At 64.9% G+C, this 19,434-nt stretch carries 21 protein-coding genes; 13 read left to right on the forward strand and 8 right to left on the reverse strand.

Features of this window, described 5'->3' with window-relative positions; genetic code table 11:
* Positions 1–387 precede the first annotated feature (387 nt).
* Positions 388–723: a hypothetical protein gene (locus E1956_RS02795; protein WP_232071238.1), complete on the forward strand. Its 336-nt coding sequence runs from the start codon at positions 388–390 to the stop codon at positions 721–723.
* 45 nt (positions 724–768) lie between these two features.
* Here the strand turns inward: E1956_RS02795 and E1956_RS02800 are convergent, their stop codons facing one another.
* The gene (locus E1956_RS02800; RefSeq protein ID WP_134747191.1) at positions 769–1,461 is read right to left on the reverse strand and encodes a phosphatase PAP2 family protein; all 693 of its coding nucleotides are present in this window, start codon (positions 1,459–1,461) and stop codon (positions 769–771) included.
* 298 nt (positions 1,462–1,759) lie between these two features.
* On the opposite strand from E1956_RS02800, the gene E1956_RS02805 reads away from it, so the two are divergent.
* The 3 genes from E1956_RS02805 to E1956_RS02815 all read left to right on the forward strand — a co-directional run bounded on the left by E1956_RS02805 (position 1,760) and on the right by E1956_RS02815 (position 3,853).
* A complete protein-coding gene (locus tag E1956_RS02805) occupies positions 1,760–1,960 on the forward strand; it encodes a hypothetical protein (RefSeq protein WP_134747192.1) in 201 nt (66 codons plus the stop codon).
* Between the two features lie 216 nt (positions 1,961–2,176).
* On the forward strand, positions 2,177–2,392 hold the full coding sequence (locus tag E1956_RS02810) for a hypothetical protein (RefSeq protein ID WP_134747194.1): 216 nt from the start codon (positions 2,177–2,179) through the stop codon (positions 2,390–2,392).
* A 432-nt stretch (positions 2,393–2,824) separates the two neighbouring features.
* Complete coding sequence (locus tag E1956_RS02815) at positions 2,825–3,853, forward strand: S1C family serine protease (protein WP_134747196.1); 1,029 nt, start codon at positions 2,825–2,827, stop codon at positions 3,851–3,853.
* A gap of 97 nt (positions 3,854–3,950) precedes the next feature.
* On the opposite strand, the gene E1956_RS02820 is transcribed toward E1956_RS02815, so the two are convergent.
* From E1956_RS02820 to E1956_RS02830, 4 genes are all read right to left on the reverse strand, one after another.
* The gene (locus tag E1956_RS02820; protein ID WP_134747199.1) at positions 3,951–4,328 is read right to left on the reverse strand and encodes an ecotin precursor; all 378 of its coding nucleotides are present in this window, start codon (positions 4,326–4,328) and stop codon (positions 3,951–3,953) included.
* Positions 4,329–4,490: 162 nt separating this feature from the next.
* On the reverse strand, positions 4,491–4,715 hold the full coding sequence (locus tag E1956_RS02825; protein ID WP_134747201.1) for a hypothetical protein: 225 nt from the start codon (positions 4,713–4,715) through the stop codon (positions 4,491–4,493).
* 91 nt (positions 4,716–4,806) lie between these two features.
* Entirely contained in the window at positions 4,807–4,968 is a 162-nt protein-coding gene (locus E1956_RS46020; protein ID WP_165976530.1) for a hypothetical protein, read from the reverse strand.
* Between the two features lie 279 nt (positions 4,969–5,247).
* On the reverse strand, positions 5,248–5,874 hold the full coding sequence (locus E1956_RS02830) for a LysE family translocator (protein ID WP_134747203.1): 627 nt from the start codon (positions 5,872–5,874) through the stop codon (positions 5,248–5,250).
* Positions 5,875–6,428: 554 nt separating this feature from the next.
* Here E1956_RS02830 and sap1 point away from each other — a divergent pair.
* Positions 6,429–6,770 carry a surface attachment protein Sap1 gene (sap1, locus tag E1956_RS02835; protein ID WP_197732808.1) on the forward strand — a complete coding sequence of 114 codons (342 nt, stop codon included), beginning with the start codon at positions 6,429–6,431 and terminating at the stop codon, positions 6,768–6,770.
* A 349-nt stretch (positions 6,771–7,119) separates the two neighbouring features.
* Positions 7,120–7,674, forward strand: a complete 555-nt coding sequence (locus tag E1956_RS02840; RefSeq protein WP_134747205.1) for a YaeQ family protein — start codon at positions 7,120–7,122, stop codon at positions 7,672–7,674.
* A gap of 92 nt (positions 7,675–7,766) precedes the next feature.
* Here the strand turns inward: E1956_RS02840 and E1956_RS02845 are convergent, their stop codons facing one another.
* Complete coding sequence (locus E1956_RS02845) at positions 7,767–8,177, reverse strand: VOC family protein (protein ID WP_134747207.1); 411 nt, start codon at positions 8,175–8,177, stop codon at positions 7,767–7,769.
* Positions 8,178–8,628: 451 nt separating this feature from the next.
* Between E1956_RS02845 and ada the strand changes: the two genes are divergently transcribed.
* From ada to E1956_RS02870, 5 genes are all read left to right on the forward strand, one after another.
* On the forward strand, positions 8,629–9,843 hold the full coding sequence (ada, locus tag E1956_RS02850; RefSeq protein WP_134747209.1) for a bifunctional DNA-binding transcriptional regulator/O6-methylguanine-DNA methyltransferase Ada: 1,215 nt from the start codon (positions 8,629–8,631) through the stop codon (positions 9,841–9,843).
* A 101-nt stretch (positions 9,844–9,944) separates the two neighbouring features.
* On the forward strand, positions 9,945–10,877 hold the full coding sequence (locus E1956_RS02855) for a DNA-3-methyladenine glycosylase family protein (RefSeq protein ID WP_134750300.1): 933 nt from the start codon (positions 9,945–9,947) through the stop codon (positions 10,875–10,877).
* A gap of 255 nt (positions 10,878–11,132) precedes the next feature.
* Entirely contained in the window at positions 11,133–12,755 is a 1,623-nt protein-coding gene (gene gshA, locus E1956_RS02860; RefSeq protein ID WP_134747211.1) for a glutamate--cysteine ligase, read from the forward strand.
* Positions 12,756–13,007: 252 nt separating this feature from the next.
* A complete protein-coding gene (locus E1956_RS02865; protein ID WP_232071240.1) occupies positions 13,008–13,514 on the forward strand; it encodes a DUF859 domain-containing protein in 507 nt (168 codons plus the stop codon).
* 230 nt (positions 13,515–13,744) lie between these two features.
* Positions 13,745–14,464: an OmpA family protein gene (locus tag E1956_RS02870; RefSeq protein ID WP_134747213.1), complete on the forward strand. Its 720-nt coding sequence runs from the start codon at positions 13,745–13,747 to the stop codon at positions 14,462–14,464.
* Between the two features lie 79 nt (positions 14,465–14,543).
* On the opposite strand, the gene E1956_RS02875 is transcribed toward E1956_RS02870, so the two are convergent.
* Complete coding sequence (locus E1956_RS02875; RefSeq protein ID WP_134747215.1) at positions 14,544–16,112, reverse strand: DHA2 family efflux MFS transporter permease subunit; 1,569 nt, start codon at positions 16,110–16,112, stop codon at positions 14,544–14,546.
* Positions 16,113–16,304: 192 nt separating this feature from the next.
* Complete coding sequence (locus E1956_RS02880; protein ID WP_134747217.1) at positions 16,305–16,835, reverse strand: MarR family winged helix-turn-helix transcriptional regulator; 531 nt, start codon at positions 16,833–16,835, stop codon at positions 16,305–16,307.
* 233 nt (positions 16,836–17,068) lie between these two features.
* Between E1956_RS02880 and E1956_RS02885 the strand changes: the two genes are divergently transcribed.
* Positions 17,069–17,497 carry a hypothetical protein gene (locus tag E1956_RS02885; RefSeq protein WP_134747219.1) on the forward strand — a complete coding sequence of 143 codons (429 nt, stop codon included), beginning with the start codon at positions 17,069–17,071 and terminating at the stop codon, positions 17,495–17,497.
* A 254-nt stretch (positions 17,498–17,751) separates the two neighbouring features.
* On the forward strand, positions 17,752–19,410 hold the full coding sequence (locus E1956_RS02890; RefSeq protein ID WP_134747221.1) for an efflux transporter outer membrane subunit: 1,659 nt from the start codon (positions 17,752–17,754) through the stop codon (positions 19,408–19,410).
* Positions 19,411–19,434 lie beyond the last annotated feature (24 nt).

Genomic DNA, 19,434 nt, shown 5'->3' on the forward strand with positions numbered 1-19,434 from the left:
CAGAATTTTTCTTGAATTGGCGTTGCGCGCAACTTGAAGCTATCTTGCCCGGATCTTGACGGGGGCGGACCAACCAGGGGAGCTGCAGGTTTTCAATGATGTAAAAGGGACAACAGCCAACGTTTCCGCCAGAGGCTCGATGCGCCGCTCGTCACAACTTCTGGCGAGGTTGCGGGACGTGCTTTGGGTACACATTCAGGTACACAAAATCCCTCAGAATTGATAACAGCCTTACTCAGCAAGCCTCAGCGGTTAGTCGCAAGGTTTTGTATTGAAATGACCGGACGCCTCACGTTACTCGAAGTCGACCCAATGAAACACCGCCCCATGACCCCCATCGTCGTATCGCTACTTTCAGCAGCCCTCGCTACCACGAGCGCGCTTGCAATGGCCGAGACACCCCCGGCCGGCAACACATCGAACGAATCGTGCGCCATCGGCTACGTCACCGGCGTGGGCGGTTCGGCGCAAAGCTTTCGCGAATACCAGTCGAGCGACAACAAATATCGCTACCTGGCCGACAACCCCATCCAGTGCCAGGTTTCCGAGGAAGGACGTGCGTCCAGCTGCGTTGGCGTCGTCAGTTTGCGCAACGAGCGAGTGAGCGTGTATGACGACAGCGGCGACACGACGATGTCGGTCGTCACGCGCGTGGAGCTCGAGCACGGCACTTATCCGGTGATCATCGTCGTACGCAAGCAGGACGTTCGCTGCGAGGAGTAAGCGCAGCGCAGGCGCTCCCACGCCCCTCCCCGCTGCTCACACCACTCAGACCACTTTCGAGACCGAATGCGCGAGCCGCAACAGGTCGTCGAACTGCGTGATCAGTTCGAAACACACGAGAAATGCGAGCACCGAAGCGGGTCCCGGAAAGCGCATCGTCAAGTGCAAAACCGGAGCGGCGGTGCGCGCGCGGACGGAGTCGCGCGTCAAGATCCAGGTAATGACGATGCCGATCGCGGCGCCCGCGAGCAGGTCAGTCGGGTAGTGAAAACCCAGATAGGCGCGCGGCAAGCAAATAAAGATCGCCGTATAAGCAAGCGCCAGCACACCTACTGCCCGCCAAACCAGAAATATCCCCATGGCAATCGCCGCCCATAGCATGGCGTGATCGCTTGGAAAGGAACTGAAGCCGGTTAATCCGCTATCTCTCAGCGATTCCATTGCAAAGTGCAAATGCAGATCCGGATTGAAGATCGGCCGCACCCTGAACGGCAGAAAATGCGCGAGAAAACGGCCGACAGCAAGCGCGATCAGGCCGCTCGCCACCGTTGCGATCACCATCTCGCGCCGCCAGTCGCGGCGCTCGCCGGGCTGAAACCACATCCACCACAGCAATGGAATCAGCAAAAAGCCTTTGAAGGTATAAAGGCCCGCGACCACCCTTACTGCACGGTCGGCGATTGGCGGGAGATGTATTTGTGTGAGGAAAGTCAGAATGACTGTGTCAAAAGCGTTCATTGATAATGGGCCATTCCGCTGATTTATTCATATGAAAAGCGGTCTGGCGCCAAAATCCAGACACACTATTTCGCCCCAAAGCTGCAAAGGGAACAGCGCATCGTAAATTCCGCCAAAATCCACAAAGGTAAGGAATCGAAAGCAAGTGTAAGTAGCGCGCGCCGCCGTGCGCTAGGCTGCGAAACCGTCTGGCCACGGCTCATGCCTCACCGGTCCTGCGGAGTCGTAAACTCTCGTCACATATCGTTTCGTTTTCCCGCGAAGTGCATGCCAACAATAGGTGCATTGGGAGAAAACGATGAAGACAATCCGACTCTGCTGCGCAATTGCGCTAGCCACAGGGCTTGCGAGCCTCGCAGGCTGCGTCGTCGCCCCGCCTTATGCCTATGCGCCGGCACCGGCCTACGGTTATGGCTATGCACCGGGCTACTATGCGGCGCCGTCCGTCGATATTGGGGTCGGCTTTGGCGGCTACTACGGCCATGGCTGGCGACGCTAAGTGCAACGGCACAACACCAGGATATGCCCCAATTCGAGCCTGCCTGGCGCGCAGTGGCAAGGCTTGACACGCCTGGTGACAAGGGTCTGGCGCCTGGGGCGCGCCGCCCTCCTCGCCCCCTATCTATTGTGATAGCTGTACACGCTTTTCCGGCGCACTAGAGTGGCAGAACGACGTATCCAACAATGAGATCTGGACACTTCCTCGGGGCGCACAGTGAAATTCATCGATCAAGAAATCGCGCACATCATGCGCGTCATGGTGCCATCGCTGCGCCCGGAGGGCACGATCCCCATTCTTTCGTTCGACTATTGGCACCGGCGCCTTTCGAATCTGCTCGATACCGCACAGCTCTCGCACGCCCAGTTTTGTACGATTGACTCGCTCATGACGCAACTCGAGCGCCTCCAGACAAGGCGCGCTGCGGCTTGAACGCACGACCGACCTGCCCGCCGCCTTCGTAGCGGCACAGCACAACCGATTGTCCTCGCCATGTAACCCGAGCATGGATTAGCCCGCCAATGAGCGGGCTTCTTTCTTTTCGGGCACCCCCCGCGATCGCGCCGGCGATGCCTTCAGATCCATTCGCAGACAAAAAAATGCCGCGGCAGGGGCCGCGGCCAAGAGCTTGCCACTACTAACTACGCGGCGCGAGGGGACGTCGCCGCCAAATCATTGTCGCGGCTCGCTTCTTGACCATCAATGGCCGAGCCGTCGATATGACAATCGTTAACCTTTGTGGCGACAAAGCTTCCGACCCTCGATGCGGGGCCTCCCGCAGCCTGTTTGTGCCATCGGCGAGCCCCTTGAAATTGCCGCGTGATCCCTGCATGTAGGGCTCACATTTATCGGAGAATTCTGATCGTGGGAAGCCGACCCTCCTTCATCGACGATCTCGCTCGCGACCTTTCGTCTGATGGCGCACGCCCTCGCGCTGAGGACGACGGCGCCCTCCTCGACGCCTATTCGCGAACCGTCATCGGGGCACTCGAACGTGTCCAGCAATCAGTCGCCCATATTGCCGTCGAGCGCAGAACGCCTGGCAACGCCGCCGTGCGCGGTGGCACCGGTTCGGGTTTTCTGTTTACGCCCGATGGCTATCTGCTCACCAATAGCCACGTCGTTCACGGCGCAAGCGCGTTGCGCGTCACGCTTGCCGACGGCTCGACCTATGACGCCGACCTTATCGGCGACGACCCGAGCACCGATCTCGCCGTGTTGCGCATCGGCGCAAGCGAGGTTCTGGCGCACGCCGAACTCGGCGAATCCGCGAAGCTGCGCGTCGGACAGATCGCGATTGCGGTAGGCAGTCCGCTCGGCCTCGCGCAAACCGTCACCGCAGGCGTGGTCTCCGCGCTCGGCCGTTCGCTGCGCTCGACCTCCGGGCGCATGATCTACGACGTGATCCAGACCGACGCCGCGCTCAATCCCGGCAATTCCGGCGGTCCGCTCGTGAATTCGGCGGGCCAGGTGATCGGCGTGAATACGGCGATCATCCCTGGCGCGCAAGCCATCTGCTTCGCCACGGCCATCGACACGGCGAAATGGGTCATCACGCAACTCTTCACTCACGGACGCGTGCGGCGTGCGCACGTCGGCATTGCCGGCACAACTGTGCCGGTCGCGCGCAAGGTGCAGCGTTATTTCGAACTCCAAACGACTAGCGGCGTGCGCGTGATGGAGATCGTCAAGGGAAGCCCGGCCGCGCTCGGTGGTCTGCGCGTGGACGATACGATCGTTGCGATCGACGGCCTGGCCGTCGATGGAATCGATGCGCTGCAGCGTTTGCTCGACGCTTCGCGCATCGGGCGCACGGTGGAGTTCACCGTGGTCCGGCTCACGCAAAAGCTGAATTTGCAGATCACGCCCGTAGAACAGGCGCTTCTGATCTAGGCGATGAGCGCGCTCACAGCTGCCTTCCGGTTTCCGGAAGGCAGCTGTGTGTCAGTGCGATCAATCCAAAATTGATTTGCACATCGAACTATCGGGTTTACCAACCGGCGGGCTGTCCGTAGCCGTCATCATACTGTGCGGGCGGCGGCGGTGGCGCAAGTTGTGCCGGCGCACACTGCACGTAGCGGCCAGAGTATTGGTCGTAGCAACCGCCTGGCGCCGGTGCGGGCGCGGCGACGTAGACGGGAGCCTGTTCCGCATAGACCGGAGCCACCGGCGCCGGCTCGGCATAGACCGGGGGCGGCGCCTGATAAACCACCGCTGGGGCGCTGTTGATCGCGGCACCCACTACCGCACCGATCAGCGCGCCGCCGACCAGCGCACCCACCACATCGCCGCCATGATCATGCGCGCTGGCCGGGCCAGCCGCCATCACGCATCCCGCCGTCAACAGTACGGCTGCAATCTTTCGCATGTTGTTCTCCTCGAGAACCGTTCGAATACATGCGTGGGATTGTGGGTGCGAAGCCCGGATACAGGTGCTGCAAGTAGTAACGACGAATTACGCGCGCAATGAATGACGTGGATGCCGGCCCAGTGCGTGGAAATTGACGGCAGGCACAGGCGCGCGCAACGATCATGCATCATCGCCAGGATGAGCAGGCAAGGTGCTGCGATCGGCTGTTTGCGACGCGCTGTGCGCGGCTTCCCCGGCAGAGTCGGATGCATCGGGGCCGCGCTCGTGCGCAACGCCGTCCTCACGCTTGCCGGCGCCAGGACAGAGCAGGGTAAGCGCTATGGAGCACACCATCAGCGCGAACAGCGAGAGGAAATACGCCATCCAGGAGAACTCGAATTCCACGAGTGCCTCCCACGCTCAAGCGCGTCCCCCCGCGTGGCGCGCGGGCCATTGGCCCGGGAATCAGCCCGGGCTGCAATCCTGCCACTGGAGCTCAGTGGTGCAGGATGCTACGCAGCGGATGACGCCAGTCGATATGAGGAGCCCCCGCTTGCACGCGCTGCCTATGCTCCTCGAGGATTTCGTCGGAAAACAGGAAGACGACGATGACGAGGGGTATAACCAGAAACGCGCCCAGTATTACGTGTTCGATCACGATAACCTCCTGGTTGTCAAGCGGTGCGATTCCATTGTAGCCGGAAAGCTACAGTGCGTGCGACAGGTGATTACCTGGTCTTGCGAGCGAAGGTGGGCCGCCGCACGCACACTGTGCCGCAGCGTGCGTGCCCGGGCGGTAATGGCCGAGCATGAGCGGGCCGGCGGACCCGGCCAGGCGCAGGCGCACGGCGCAAGACGAAGCCGCTGCACGGGTACGAGCCGCGCCAACCAGGTGCAAGCAGGGATTGCGAACCGGCGGGCCAAGGAGTAGGCCCGCTCAGGCCGCTGACTTCTTCCACACGGCGGCGAAAAGCCCCGCGCCGATCAACAGCGAACCGCCGGTGCGATTGACGAGACGCTGCACACGCGGGCTGCGCACCGCCTTGCGTGCGGCCGCCGCGAGCAACGCGTAGCCGAACGCATTGAGCGTGGCGAGGGTAAGGAACGTGGCCTCGAACACAACAATCTGGGACAGCGCGGCTGCATGTGGATCGATGAACTGCGGCACGAAGGCGACGAAGAAAATGATGCTCTTCGGATTGAGCGCGGTGACGGCGTAGGCGTGCGCGAAGATCCGGCCGGTACGGGTTTCGGAGGTATCGGGCGCATCTGCGGTGCTCACGGGCGCGCGCCAGAGCTTGATGCCCAGATAAATCAGATACGCGGCGCCCACCCACTTGAGCATCGAAAAGAGCGCTGCGGAGGCGGCCAGGATCACGCCGAGGCCGAGCATGGATGCCGTCATCGCGGTGAAGTCGCCAAGCGCGACGCCTGCGGTCGTCGCCAGCGCGTAGCGGCGGCCATGGCCAAGCGCATAGGACACGACGAGCAGGACCGTGGGTCCGGGAATGGCGACGAGAATGGCCGACGCGATCGCGAACGGCAGCCAGTGGGCGAGGGTCATGGGTTTCTCCAGTGAGGAAGCCCGATTTATCCACGAAGATTGCAGCCGCGCAAGTGAAGATGAAAGCGTATTTCACGCTTCGAGCGCCAGGCAGAACGACACCCCGGTGCGTGCCTGGCATTGTTTTTATTCTGCATTCGGTGACTAACTGGCGCGGCGCTCGAGCTGCCGAGCTTCGACTTGATGTGCACCGCGTCAAACGCACGGCCAATGTATTAAAGCACTTCATCCGCACGCTTTTGCGCGTGCACCCGAGCGGCATCTGCCTTGTCTCGCTAGGATGAGCGCCGGGCTTGATGGCATTCACACTCCAGCCAATCGCACGGGAACACAATCTGGGCACGTTTTAACGGCCCCTAAGCCCACTGTGGCAACGCATGGCTGCTGCACTCGCACACAAGTTCTTCTTGCACTCCTCTTGCCGTCTTCTAGATTAAAAAAGTTGGGTCGTGAGTGGAAGTTAAATACATAGCTAACCTGAGTATAAGCCCGCAGCTCTATCCGGGATCGGAGTAAGCCGTAAAGTGCCAGCTCTGATAAGACAGGAGGCAATCATGAAAATGCTATTCGCGATGACCGCATTCACCGCCGGTCTCTTTTGCGCCGTTTCCGCTCAGGCGCAGGATTTCGTCGTGAAACCCCAGCAAACCGTGCAGCTCAAGGCCGGTTCGTATGGCTGCCTCTCGAAGGACAAGCTCGACGCGGTCTCGATGCACGAGCAAGCCGGCGAGCAGCAGCAGGTGCAGGAATATTTCGCCGATTATCGTTGCCTCTCGACGCCTGAGAATCAGTCGTTCCGCGTCGTGCGTGTAGTGGGCCACGACGTCGAGTTCGTCAACGCGGCGAACGCAGACGATCAAGGCCTCTGGACCACCGACCGCTTCATCAAGCAGTAACGCCACGCAAGCTGGAGCCCGGCGCGCCTGGCAGCCGCCGGTCTCTACGCATCCCGCGCGGGCCATGCCGCTCGCGCAACGCCCGTTGTGCCAACGTTCCAATGGCGCGTGCCGCAAGCGCGTCGGGTCCATTCCACGCCGCCCGCCATGAGCGGCCGGCGCGCCCTGATCGGGTCTTCAATCGGCCCGTCCGCCTTGATCCCGTCATTGCACCGTCATTTTCGCGACCGACTATCCTGATGGCCCGGCGCACCGCTGTCCGATGATTACGGCACAGGATGTGCTGGAAACTCGCTATCATGTGCGGCTTTTGCGCGGCGCGAGACTCGCGCTGGACCCGGTACCCGGTATGGCACTCAAATCGACCATCTACAAGACAGAACTGCAGATCGCTGACATGGACCGGCATTACTACGCCGACCATGCGCTCACGATCGCGTGTCATCCGTCCGAAACCGACGAGCGGATGATGGTGCGCATCGCCGCATTCGCGCTTTTCGCGAGCGAGCGACTGGAATTCTGCAAGGGCCTGTCGGACGCCGACGAGCCCGACCTCTGGAGCAAGGACTACACGGGCGCAGTGCAGACCTGGATCGAAGTGGGGCAGCCCGACGAGCGCCGGATCGCCAAAGCGAGCTCGCGCGCCGAGGAGGTGATCGTGATCGCCTACGGCGGACGCACCTCGGAGATCTGGTGGCAGGGCGTGCGCGGCAAGGTGGAACGGCTGCGCAACGTGACCGTCTGGTCGCTGGGCGAGGGCGTGGCGGCGTCCCTCGGCGCCCTGGCGGAGCGCACGATGCGCCTGCAATGCACGGTGCAGGACCATGCCGCCTGGATCGGCAATACCGTGAGCGAGCCGGTCGCGGTCGAATGGACCGTCTTCAAGGCGCCTGAGAACGTTTAATTGCACAGCGGGGGCCGCGCGGGTCCCGCGCGAGGCGTCACATGAAGCTGGCCAGAGCCGAAGGGCTGCTACCGGCCGGCCAGACGAAGCCATCAACGCGCAGGCGGCCCTTTCAGTTCGACCATGTTGCCCTCAGGGTCGAACAGGTATAGCGACGGTCCAATTCCTTCTGCGCCGTTGCGGTCGACCACCTCACCCGGGCGCGCGCCCATCTGCGTGAGCCAGGCCGTGAGCGCCTCGCCATCGAAGGGCTCCACACGCAGGCACAGATGATCCATGTTGCCGGCCACGCTCGACGGCGCTGTGCCGCCATCGCGGTCGAGCGGTCCGCCGACTGCGGCGAGATCGACCAGCGAGCGGCCTGCGCGCAACTGCACGAGCCCTAATTTTTTATCCTCGCGCTCGACGCGGCAGCCCAGGACGTCGCAGTAGAAGCGCGTCATGGCAGCAAGATCCGCCGCGCGGATCACAACGTGGTCGATTTCGCGAATCTGGATTTGCATGACTCTTCCCGAAGTGACGCGTCTACACAGTGTAGGGGAGGGAGATCAGGCGGAAAATGGCGATGCGCGGTCACGGTGGCCCGGCCGGCCGTGCGATGGAATCGCTGGACGAAAAAAAGCCCGCTGCTGTGAGCGGGCTTAATCCATATCAGGAGGAGACATGGAGGAGACAGGAACAACTATACACAGCGGTCTGACGCGACGCAACAAGTTTTTAAGGGAAAACCCGCAATCGTGCCAAATTGCCGCACTTGATGTCGCACCCCTGTGGTAGTCGGGCAGCAGTGAAGTATCGGCGGCGTCTTGGCGGTGCCAGATCAGCCATCCGACCACACCTGGCCGGCCGTATCTCGTCCATAGCGTCTGAACGACAGCGCAAGATCCGGCAGGCCGTCATGCGTACAAGCCGCTACAGTGGGACCATCGAATCCGCCATTTCCGGAGTCACGAAATGAACGCCATCCCGACCGCCGCTCGCGGCGAATCCACTGCCGACTTCGACAGCGTGCATGCCTCGGGGTCTGCCACCGCATTTGCCACCGACAGCGAGCGCTGGGCCGCCATCGCAGCGCGCGACGCACGCGCCGACGGCCAGTTCTTCTACGGTGTGCGCACGACCGGTGTGTTTTGCCGCCCGTCCTGCGCGTCGCGCCTGCCGCGCCGCGAGAACGTCGAGTTGTTCGCCGATGCCGACGCCGCGCGCGCCGCCGGCTACCGCGAATGCAAGCGTTGCCGCCCCGGCGGCCTGCCGCGCGAGCTCGAGATCGTGCGCCGCGCCTGCGCCGCCCTCGACGCCGATCCGCAGGCGCGCCTCACGCTCGCGCAGCTCGGCGAGGCCGTGCATCTGAGCCCGTTCCATCTGCAGCGTCTCTTCAAGCGCGTGCTGGGCGTCTCGCCGCGCCAATACCAGGCCGCGCGCCGCGGCGCCGTGCTGCGCGACGCGCTCGCGCATGGCGCCGACGTCACGCGCGCGAGCGCCGACGCCGGCTTCAACTCGTCGTCGCGGCTCTACGAGAGCGTGGCGGGCGAGCTGGGCATGGCGCCGTCGGCGTTCCGCCGCAAGGGCGCGGGACTCACCATCCGCTATGCGAACGCGGCCACGCCGCTCGGCCGCGTGCTCGTCGCGGCCACGGAGAAAGGCATCTGCCGGATCGCATTCGGCGACGATCCGGGCGAGCTGAGCGCGAGCCTCGCCGCCGACTTCGCGAACGCGCGCTGCATCGAGGACACGGCGGGGCTCGCGCCGTTCGTCGCGCAAATCGACGCCTATCTGCACGGCCGGCGCGAGCGCATCGAGCTGCCGCTCGACATTGCCGCGACGGCGTTCCAGCAACGTGTCTGGGACGCGCTCCAGCGCATTCCGTACGGCGAGACGCGCAGCTACACGCAGATCGCCGAAACGCTCGGTGCGCCGCGCTCGGTGCGCGCCGTAGCGAGCGCATGCGCGTCAAACCCGGTGGCGCTGGCGATTCCGTGCCACCGTGTCGTGCAGAAGGGCGGCGCGCTCGCGGGCTACCGTTGGGGGCTCGCGCGCAAGGCGGCGCTCATCGATGCCGAGGCGCGGGCGGGCGAAGTACACGTAGCCGAACCAGGACTTGCCGATGATCCACCGGCGCGGGGCTCGAAGCGCGCCCGCGCCACCACCACGCCGGAAACCACCGCTTGAGCGCCGTCCTGCCGAACGAGCCGCGGCAGTCGCGAAACGCCGGCCCGCAGCCGGATGCCACCCTCGAGCTGCCGTTTCTCGCGCCGTACGACTGGCCGCGCATGCTGCGCTTTCTGGCGGGGCGGGCCACGCCCGGCGTCGAGACCGTGGAGGACGGTGCGTGGCTGCGCGCGATCGATTTCCAGGGCGCGAGCGGCACGCTGGCCGTGCGCCGGCATGCGCGAAAGCGCTGCCTCGTCGTCGAAATCGACGGGCCGGTGAGTGCTCATGCAGCCGCGCTTGCCGCGCCGCTCGCCCGCATCTTCGACGTAGCGGCGGATCCGGCTGCGATCGGTGCGGGACTCGCCACCGATCCGTGGTTCGCGCCGCTCGTGGCCGCGGCGCCCGGGCTGCGCGTGCCGGGCGCGTGGTCGGGCTTCGAGCTCGTGGTGCGCGCGATCGTCGGCCAGCAGGTCAGCGTGAAAGCCGCGACGACCATCGTGGGCCGCCTCGTCGAGCGCGTGGGCAAGCGCATCGACGGCCACGCGCACACCCGCACCGCATGGCGCTTTCCAACGCCGGCCGCGCTGGCCGCCGCCGACCTCGCTGGCATCGGCATGCCAGGCAAGCGCGTGGCCGCGCTACAGGGCTTCGCAGCGGCGGTGGCAAACGGTGAGCTCGCCATCGAGCGTGCGCTGGCGCAAGACGCCGCGCCTCGCGTGGCTAGCAAGCGCCGCAATCGTCCCGACGAGCCCAGCGCCGACACGGCCGCCGAGCGCGCCACACTCGACGCCATGCGCGCCGGACTGCTCGCACTGCCTGGCATCGGCCCCTGGACGGTCGAGTACGTGGCCATGCGCGCGTGGCGCGACGCCGACGCATGGCCCGCCACCGACCTCGTGCTCATGCAGGCCATCGCCGCGCGCGACCCCGCACTCGTGCGTGCGACGCAGCAGCGCGCGCGCACCGACGCGTGGCGGCCGTGGCGCGCCTATGCCGCGATGCATCTCTGGAATGAGATTGCCGATCGCGCTGGCGCGGCGCGCGGCGGCTAACGGTCTCGCGACACCCATCCGATAGCGGCGCTCGCGCGAGCGCGCGAACCGCTCGCCGATCCGCACACACGATCACGTCGGGCAATCGGGGCCAATGGCGGGCCATCGCGCGCACCGCCGGATCAGCCGCAAAACCCCGCCCGAAGGGGCCTCAAGCAGGTCTTCCGGCGAGATGTTAAAGTGCCCGCTACCGAAAATCCCTTGTCGGCGGCGTGCGCAGCACGGCGTCGCCGGCCAGAGCCCGACCTGCCTTCAATGCCAGATACGACCTCTACACGCACGAACGACGTTCTCACGCAGCGCCTTTCCGTGCTGAGCGCCGGGCCGCATCGCGACGCGCTCACGCGCGGCCTGCGCGGCATCGAAAAGGAAAGCCTGCGGGTGACGCGCGACGGCCATCTCGCCATGACGCCGCATGCAGCGGCGCTTGGCTCGGCCCTCACGCATCCGTCGCTCACGACCGACTACTCGGAAGCGCTGATCGAGATCATCACGCCCGCCGAACACGACGCGTCCATCACGCTCGCGAAGCTCGACGAGCTCCATCGCTATGTCTACGGCGTGCTCGCGCGCGATGGCGAGATGCTGTGGAACGAATCGATGCCGGGCCTCTTGCCCGACACCGACGACGGCATTCCCATCGCACGCTACGGCAACTCGAACATCGGCCGCCTCAAGTACGTCTACCGCATGGGGCTCGCGCTGCGTTACGGCCGCACCATGCAGTGCATCGCGGGCATCCATTACAACTATTCGCTTAACGAAGACGTGTGGCGCGCGCTGCACGCGCACGAGCAGTCCACCGCCACCGAGACGGACTATCAGTCGGAGCGCTACCTCGCGCTGATCCGCAACTTCCGCCGCACAAACTGGCTGCTGATGTATCTGTTCGGCGCGTCGCCGGCACTCGACGGGCGCTTTTTGCGCGGCCACGCGCATTCGCTCGACACCTTCGACGCGGACACGCTCTATCTGCCCTACGCGACGAGCCTGCGCATGAGCGACCTCGGCTACTCGAACACCACGGGCCAGTCCGCGCTGTGCGCCGACTACAACACGCTGCCGGGCTACCTCGACGCGCTCGCGCAGGCGGTGAGCCAACCGTATCCGCCGTACGAGGCGATCGGCACGCACCGCGACGGCGAGTGGGTGCAGATCAACACCAACGTGCTGCAGATCGAAAACGAGTTCTATTCGACGATCCGTCCCAAGCGCGTCACGTACCCCGGCGAACGGCCGCTGCACGCGCTCGCCGCGCGCGGCGTGCAATACGTCGAGGTGCGCTGCATGGACATCGATCCGTTCGAGCCCACCGGCATCTCGCTCGAGACGGCGCGTTTTCTCGACGCCTATCTGCTTGCTTGCGCGCTCGACGAGAGCCCGCTCCTGCCCGCGGCTGAATACGAGCAGGCGAACGAGAACTTCGGCCTCGTCACGAAAGAAGGGCGACGCCCGGGCCTCGAACTCAAGCGCGGCAACGAGACGATCTCGCTGCAGGATTGGGCGGCCGAGCTGTTCGCGAAGATCGAGCACAGTGCAGCCGTACTGGACGCGCTGCACGGTGGCGACGCGCATGCGCGCTCGCTCGCGACACAGCGCGCGAAACTCGCCGATGCGTCGCTCACGCCTTCCGCGCGCGTGCTGCAAACGATGCGCGAGAACCAGCAATCGTTCCTGCAATTTGCGCTCGCGCAAAGCGAGCGTCATGCGGCGCATTTCCTCTCGCGTCCGCTCGACACGCAAGCGATAGCACAATTCGAAGCGCTCGCGCGCGCGTCGCTGGATGAACAGGCGAAGCTCGAGCGCGAGGAAGTCGGCTCGTTCGACGCCTTCGTGACCGCGTATCGCGCCTACACGCTCAACCGCTACAGCGTTTGACCCGTTGCCATGCAGCGTTTTGCGCCGCATTTCGCGCGGCGCAAAACGCCATTGGCTGGCGCGTGACGGCAGCGCGCTGCGCCGCCCGATTCGGGCATCCCATTTGCTTGAAACACGGACGCGCGTACGCGGTCCAATGTTTTATGGGCATTGCGCGCCGAAACACGCGGATACATGCCGATGCCCCGCATGCCAATGACAAGACGACCGGGCCGCGCGCGACGCGTGCCCATTCAGGGAGGAACTCACGCGATGAAACGAACTCTGCCGATCCTGCTTTGCGCGGCGCTTGCGGCCTGCGCGCCGCGCGGCCAGGTAAATCCCGACGTCATGCAGATTGCCACTGCGCCGCTCACCTGCAGCGACAAGCCCCAGTGCGACATCTGGTGGCAGCGCGCCCAGGACTGGGTGCGCGGTCATTCGAAATACGAAGTGCAAACGGTCACCGACACGCTGATCCAGACCGCCGGCCCCGGTGGCGGCAAGCGCGCGCTCGCCTACGAAATCACGCGGACCCACAATAACGACGGCACGACCACCATCGGCTTCGCGGCGCATTGCGACAGCTCGCTCGGCTGCAAGCCCGACCCGTGGGCTGCGGGCGCGGCATTCAAGCAATACGTGCGCACCGGCATCGAGCAGCCAATCCAGGGCGCGGACAACGACCCCGCCGACACGAGCGCAGCTCCCGCTCAGGCGCCTGCTCAGGCGTCCGCATCGGCGGTGCCGGGCGCGGCCCCCACGGCCTCCTCGCCTTGAATCTGCGTGATGAATCTGTGCCCTGACGACGCACCGCGTCTGTCAGGGCCAGCGCCGCGAAGGAGACAAAGCGGCCCGCTCATCGCGATCGCGCGGAGTCCGAATCGAATCACTTCGATTGTGCATTTAAGCATTATCTGATTGGGTGACGTGTCGAGGGATCGTATCGTGGCACTGCTTCGGCGTGCGCCGGACGACAGTACATTCCTCTTCCATCATTCGAATCGAAAATGAAAATGCGACTTCTGCCAGCCAGCGCACTGGCTGCCCTTATCGTCGTCGCGGCTGGTTGCACGACCGCGTCAGGCCCGACCTACAACCTCGACATCGTGACGCTCGCCAACGGCACGCAAGCCTATCGCGTACAGTGTCTCGGCCTGCTCGAAAGCTCCAAGGCCTGTATGGCGAAGGTCACCGAGATTTGCGGCGACAAGGAGCCGCTGCGCGTCTCGTCCACGGATCGCGCCGTGTCGGGCTTCAAGCCCGAGAACGACCCGCGCGAGATCATGTTCATTTGCCAGGCGCCGCAGCCCGTTGTCCAGACGCCGCCGCCTCCGCCGCCCCCGGCGCAGCCGCAGGTCAACACGACGCCGCAAACCATCACGTTGAGCGCGGACGCCAACTTCGCCATCAACAAGTACGATCTGCTGCCGGCAGGCAAGCAGGCACTCGACAAGTTCATCGCAGACAGCGACGGCGTGAACATCGGCACGGTCGTGATCGACGGCCATACCGACTCCACGGGCTCGACCGCGCTGAACGACCGCCTCTCGCTGCGCCGCGCGCAAACCGTGCGCAACTACCTGCAGTCGCATGGCCTGCATGTCGGCCAGTATGAAGTGCACGGCTACGGCAAGACGCGGCCGATCGCATCGAACGCCACGGTCGAAGGCCGCGCGCAAAACCGCCGCGTCGAAATCAAGACCAGCGGCATCACGGCACGCCAATAAGCACGCGTCGTCACGCCTGCAACAGCGCACACCGCCCGCGCATCTCGCGCGGGCGGTCGCCGGGACCGTCAGCAGGCCATCAATGGCCCATTGCCGGTCCCGCTCCTTTTCTGGGCTTCGTGATCCAGACCAGCGCCGCAAGCACGATGAACACCGCGCACGAAATGCGGAAGAAGTCGTTGGTCGCCATCATGTAGCCCTGCGCCGTCACCACTTCATTGAGCTTCGCGGTCAGGCTCGCCCCCGCATAGCCCATGTTCTGCAACGCGTCGCTGTACGCATTCGTGTTTTGCGAATACACGCTCACCGACTCCGATAGCACCGCGTGATGATAGATCGCGGCGTTTTCCCAGAACGTCGTGCTCGCCGCCGTGCCAATCGCGCCCGAGAGCGTGCGCAGGAAATTGGACAGCCCCGAGGCGCTCGCTAGGCGTTCGTCGGAGATGCTCGATAGCGTGATGGTCGTCATCGGCACGAAGAAGCACGCCACGCCTATGCCCTGCACGAGGCGCGGCAGGATCACCGTGCTGAACGGCACGTCGAGCGTGAAGGTGGAGTTCCATAGCGATACGAACGCAAACACGATGAACGCGAGGCACGCCACCATGCGCAGATCGAGCCGGTGCATGTTGCGTCCGATCAGCGGCGAGAGCACGAGCGCGAGCAGTCCCACCGGCGCAGTCGCGAGGCCCGCGATTCCGGCCGTGTAGCCCATCACCGTCTGCAGCCAGAGCGGGAAGATTACGACCGAGCCGAAGAACGCCATGAAGCCGAACGAAATGATCAGTGCGCCGAGCGCGAAATTGCGGTCCCGAAAGAGCGAAAGATCGACGACAGGCTCCTTCTCCGTGGCTTCCCACGCGAGCATGAACGCCAGCGACACGGCCGCGATGATCGCGAGCGCGACGATGAACTTCGAGTTGAACCAGTCGCGGTCCTTGCCGAGGTCGAGCATCATCTGCAGGCACGACACGCCGATCACGAGCAGCGCGAGGCCCACGGCGTCGATGCGCTGCTTCGTGGTTTTCGTCTCGCGCCCGCGCAGCAGCAGGTACGCGCACGCGCCCGAGAAGAGGCCAATCGGCACGTTGATGTAGAAGATCCACGGCCATGTGTAGTTGTCCGTGATCCAGCCGCCCATGACCGGGCCGAAGATGGGCGCGACGATCACGGTCATGGCCCAGAGCCCCAGCGCGAGCCCCCGTTTCTCGGGCGGATAGGAGCGCATCAGGATCGTCTGCGACAGCGGCACCATGGGGCCGGAGACAAGGCCTTGCACGAGACGGCAGGCGATGAGCGTCTCGAAATTGGAGGCGAAGCCGCAGGCCGCCGAGGCGAACGTAAACAGGATCACCGAGAGCGTGAAGAGCCGCACTTCGCCCACCCGCCGCGCGAGCCAGCCGGTGAGCGGCACGGCGATCGCCGAGGCGACCGAGTACGAGGAGATCACCCACGTGCCTTCGCTATTGGCAACGCCGAGATTGCCGGAGATGGTGGGCACGGCGACGTTGGCGATCGAGGTGTCGAGCACCTCCATGAAGGTGCCGAGCGCGAGGCCCACGGTCAGCAGGGCGAGCGTGGCGCCGGAAAACGGTGCGGGCTGCGCGCTGGCAGGCGCGGGGGAAGGCGCGGCGGTGGAAGCGTCCATCTTCGGGGTCCTTGCTCAGCTTCGTCACTGATGTTTCTGGTTCAGGCGGACCATTGCTGCTGCAATGAGCTGCCCATAGGCGGCGGTCCGCAATTTCATGTCAAGGCATTGTCTGCCCAGACAGTAATCTATCCGCAATACGACGTGGTCGAGGCGATGTCTATTCAGCGCAAAGGTGCTGCGAAATCCGCCCTATATCTCGTCGCGATCTTCGCTGGATGCCCGGGATGGCCCATCCGTAGGGCTTTGCGCATGGCCGCACACCATCGTCGAATCGACGTCGTTCGCGATGAAACGTTGCAAAAGATGGACGAGCATCGTGACTTCGTCGGCGGAAAAGCCGCGCAACTGGTCGCTCATCACCGAGGCGACCCGATCCGGCAATTGCTGCGCCGCGTCGCGCCCAAGTGGCGTGAGCGCGAGCTCGACCACGCGGCGGTCGGCATGACTGCGCTGGCGCACGAGAAAGCCCTTCTTTTCCAGCCGGTCGAGCATGCGTGTCATCGAGCCGGTGTCGTACGACAGCACGCGCGACATCTCGTTGGGCGTGCTGGCACGCTCGAACCACAGCAGCAAAATCACGCCGATCTGCGACGACGTCAGCCCGAGCGGCGCAACGGCGCGGTCCATCCGCGCGGCCAGCACGTTGCGCGCCGTCGACAGGAAATAGCCGAGGCTCGGCTCGACACCGACCTTGTCTGGCACGTACGAGCCGTCGCTCATGGGGAAGTCGTTCTCATGCATCTCGAAGACAGGCGAATTCTAGCCCGTTATATGTCTGCCTGGGCAGGCAAATTGAGTGACGCATCGGTCATGGATTCGTCGCTATCGCAGCGTAAAAACAACAGCACAATTGATGCGATGCAAAGTATGTTGTGGTTTGATTGCATAGTCAATATTATGACAGGCAAGCACTTCGACTCCCGGTAATCCCTAATTCTCCTGTTCATTGCGCCATGCTGTACCTCAAAAACGCGCTCGGCGGCATCGGCCGCTCGGTCTCCTGCACTGCCCGTCTTGCCTTCGCGCAAACCGGCGGCGCGGCGCGTTGGCGCAAGCTCGCGGTCTACGCAGCGATGTTCGTCTTGCCCGGCGGCTCGATTGCCGTCGTGCTGATGATGTGGGCCGACCGCCGCCGCGCTCAGCGAGGCGAGGCCGCCGCCGCGGCCACCGGCGCCGTGATGCCCCGGGCAGCGGATTCGGCCGTGGTTACCGCGGCCATGAGCGCAGCGGCGGCCACCACGGCGGCAGCAAAAGCCGCCTGCTCCGGTGTCCAGGTAGCGTGCCGCCGGGCCAGCACCACGCGTGGCGCGCGTACGCGCGCGGGCACGGCAGCCCTTCACGCCGTCCATGCGCTGCGCCACTGGCGCCGTAACGACGCGTAATTTGCGGCCGGCGCGCCGTAACACATCCTCAGACACTTCCGGCTTACCCTTGCCGGTTCCGCGCTGCGCGCGGCGTGTACGCTACCATTGCCGCAATTTGCTGGCCCCTCGACTCGACTCGAGCCGGGCCGGGCGTAGCTCCGCACACAATGACAATGGCGCGCACCGCTGCGTGCTTGCGCGCGCTGGCCATTCGCGATTTTCGCCCTGGGCTTTTGCCTTGGTCGCCAGCCGCTTCGACAGGAATTCCTTGCATGTCTTGCCGTTTCGTCCATCCCGACCGCCATCTTCAAACGCCGAGCCGCCTGCGCGAAGGCACGCTCGCCGATGACGCCGCGCATGTCAGCCGCAGCGTGCGTCGCGCACCGAGGCTCGCCCTGCTATGCGCGGTGGCGGCGCTTGCGTTTCAGCTGAGCGGTTGCGCCGTGGGTCCCAACTATCACAAGCCGGCCGCCGCGGTGCCTGCGTCCTACAAGGAAGCCCCGGAAGGCTGGAAAGTGGCACAGCCGGGCGATACCACCGATCGCGGTCCCTGGTGGCTCATCTACGACGACGCGCAGCTCAACGGGCTGATGGATCAGCTCAACGCCAACAACCAGACCGTCGCGCAATACGCCGCCGCTTACCGCCAGGCGCGCGCGCTGGTGGGCGAGGCGCGCGCGGCGTATTTCCCGGTGGTAAGCGCCTCGTTCTCGGGTTCGCGCTCGCGCACCCCGTCTCGTGTGTCGAGTTCGAACAGCGGCTTTACGGGCGGCAGCTCGATCTCGAACAACGTCAATCTGGGCCTGGACGCCACCTGGGAGCCGGATCTCTGGGGCAAGGTGAGCCGCACGGTGAGCGCACAGGAAGCCGGCCAGCAGGGCGCCGCCGCCGACCTGGCGAACGCGCGCCTTTCCGCACAGGCCACGCTCGCGCAGACGTACTTCACGCTGCGCTCGCTCGACGCGCAGCAAAAGCTGCTCGACGACACCGTCGTGGCGTATCAGAAGTCGCTGCAGCTCACGCAAAACCAGTACGCGCAGGGTGTGGCGGGCCGTGCCGATGTGATTCAGGCGCAAACGCAGCTGCAGTCGGCACAGGCCGCCGCCATCGACAACGGCGTCGCCCGCGCGCAGGACGAGCACGCGCTCGCCGTGCTGGTTGGCCAGCCGGCCTCGACGTTCTCGGTTCCGCCGTCGCCGCTGACGGCCACGCCGCCCATCGTGCCGGTCACGATGCCCTCGGCGCTGCTCGAACGGCGCCCCGACATCGCCTCGGCCGAGCGCAAGGCCGCGGCGGCGAACGAGCAGATCGGCGTGGCGATCTCCGCGTTCTTTCCCACGCTGACCCTCTCGGCCAGCGGTGGCTTCGAAAGCTCGGTGCTCTCGCAGCTGCTCTCCATGCCGTCGCGCTTCTGGACGCTCGGGCCGTCGCTCGCGGGCACGGTGTTCGACGCGGGCTTGCGCAGCGCACAGACCGAAGCGGCGCGCGCGGCCTACGACCAGCAGGTCGCGGTCTACCGCCAGACCGTGCTGGCCGCGTTCCAGGACGTCGAGGACAATCTCGCGTCGCAGCGCATCCTCGCGCAGGAAATCGTGGTGCAGCAGCAGGCCGTGGAGTCGGCGCAGCACGCGCTGCAGATCGTCACGAACGAATACAAGGCGGGTACGACCGATTACCAGAACGTGCTGTCTTCCCAGACCACGGCATTCACGGCGCAGCAGAAGCTGGCGAGCATCGCGGGGCAGCGCATGGTGTCGTCGGTGGGCCTCGTGAAGGCGCTCGGCGGCGGCTGGGACGTCGCCCAGATGGATCGGGAAACGGGCGCTGTTGGAGCGCCCGCGCCTGTCGCGGCATCGGGCGTGCAAGGCTCGGTGCCATCCACGCACGGTGCAACGCAGGACGCGGCAGCGCAAGGCACCCGGTTGGAGTAAGCCCGCAGACGCACGTGGCGCCAC

The organism is Paraburkholderia pallida, from assembly GCF_004524855.1.
GTDB lineage: Bacteria > Pseudomonadota > Gammaproteobacteria > Burkholderiales > Burkholderiaceae > Paraburkholderia > Paraburkholderia oxyphila.

Bases quoted from the DNA above. Each gene is read 5' to 3' on its own strand.
- E1956_RS02865 (WP_232071240.1), top strand. From the start codon at position 13,008: ATGAAACGAACTCTGCCGATCCTGCTTTGCGCGGCGCTTGCGGCCTGC.
- E1956_RS02870 (WP_134747213.1), top strand. From the start codon at position 13,745: ATGAAAATGCGACTTCTGCCAGCCAGCGCACTGGCTGCCCTTATCGTC.
- ada (WP_134747209.1), top strand. From the start codon at position 8,629: ATGAACGCCATCCCGACCGCCGCTCGCGGCGAATCCACTGCCGACTTC.
- E1956_RS02845 (WP_134747207.1), bottom strand. From the start codon at position 8,177: ATGCAAATCCAGATTCGCGAAATCGACCACGTTGTGATCCGCGCGGCG.
- E1956_RS02840 (WP_134747205.1), top strand. From the start codon at position 7,120: ATGGCACTCAAATCGACCATCTACAAGACAGAACTGCAGATCGCTGAC.
- gshA (WP_134747211.1), top strand. From the start codon at position 11,133: ATGCCAGATACGACCTCTACACGCACGAACGACGTTCTCACGCAGCGC.
- E1956_RS02890 (WP_134747221.1), top strand. From the start codon at position 17,752: ATGTCTTGCCGTTTCGTCCATCCCGACCGCCATCTTCAAACGCCGAGC.
- E1956_RS02800 (WP_134747191.1), bottom strand. From the start codon at position 1,461: ATGAACGCTTTTGACACAGTCATTCTGACTTTCCTCACACAAATACAT.
- E1956_RS02880 (WP_134747217.1), bottom strand. From the start codon at position 16,835: ATGAGCGACGGCTCGTACGTGCCAGACAAGGTCGGTGTCGAGCCGAGC.
- E1956_RS02830 (WP_134747203.1), bottom strand. From the start codon at position 5,874: ATGACCCTCGCCCACTGGCTGCCGTTCGCGATCGCGTCGGCCATTCTC.
- E1956_RS02885 (WP_134747219.1), top strand. From the start codon at position 17,069: ATGCTGTACCTCAAAAACGCGCTCGGCGGCATCGGCCGCTCGGTCTCC.
- E1956_RS02875 (WP_134747215.1), bottom strand. From the start codon at position 16,112: ATGGACGCTTCCACCGCCGCGCCTTCCCCCGCGCCTGCCAGCGCGCAG.
- E1956_RS02855 (WP_134750300.1), top strand. From the start codon at position 9,945: ATGCTGCGCTTTCTGGCGGGGCGGGCCACGCCCGGCGTCGAGACCGTG.
- E1956_RS02820 (WP_134747199.1), bottom strand. From the start codon at position 4,328: ATGCGAAAGATTGCAGCCGTACTGTTGACGGCGGGATGCGTGATGGCG.
- E1956_RS02805 (WP_134747192.1), top strand. From the start codon at position 1,760: ATGAAGACAATCCGACTCTGCTGCGCAATTGCGCTAGCCACAGGGCTT.
- sap1 (WP_197732808.1), top strand. From the start codon at position 6,429: ATGAAAATGCTATTCGCGATGACCGCATTCACCGCCGGTCTCTTTTGC.
- E1956_RS02795 (WP_232071238.1), top strand. From the start codon at position 388: ATGGCCGAGACACCCCCGGCCGGCAACACATCGAACGAATCGTGCGCC.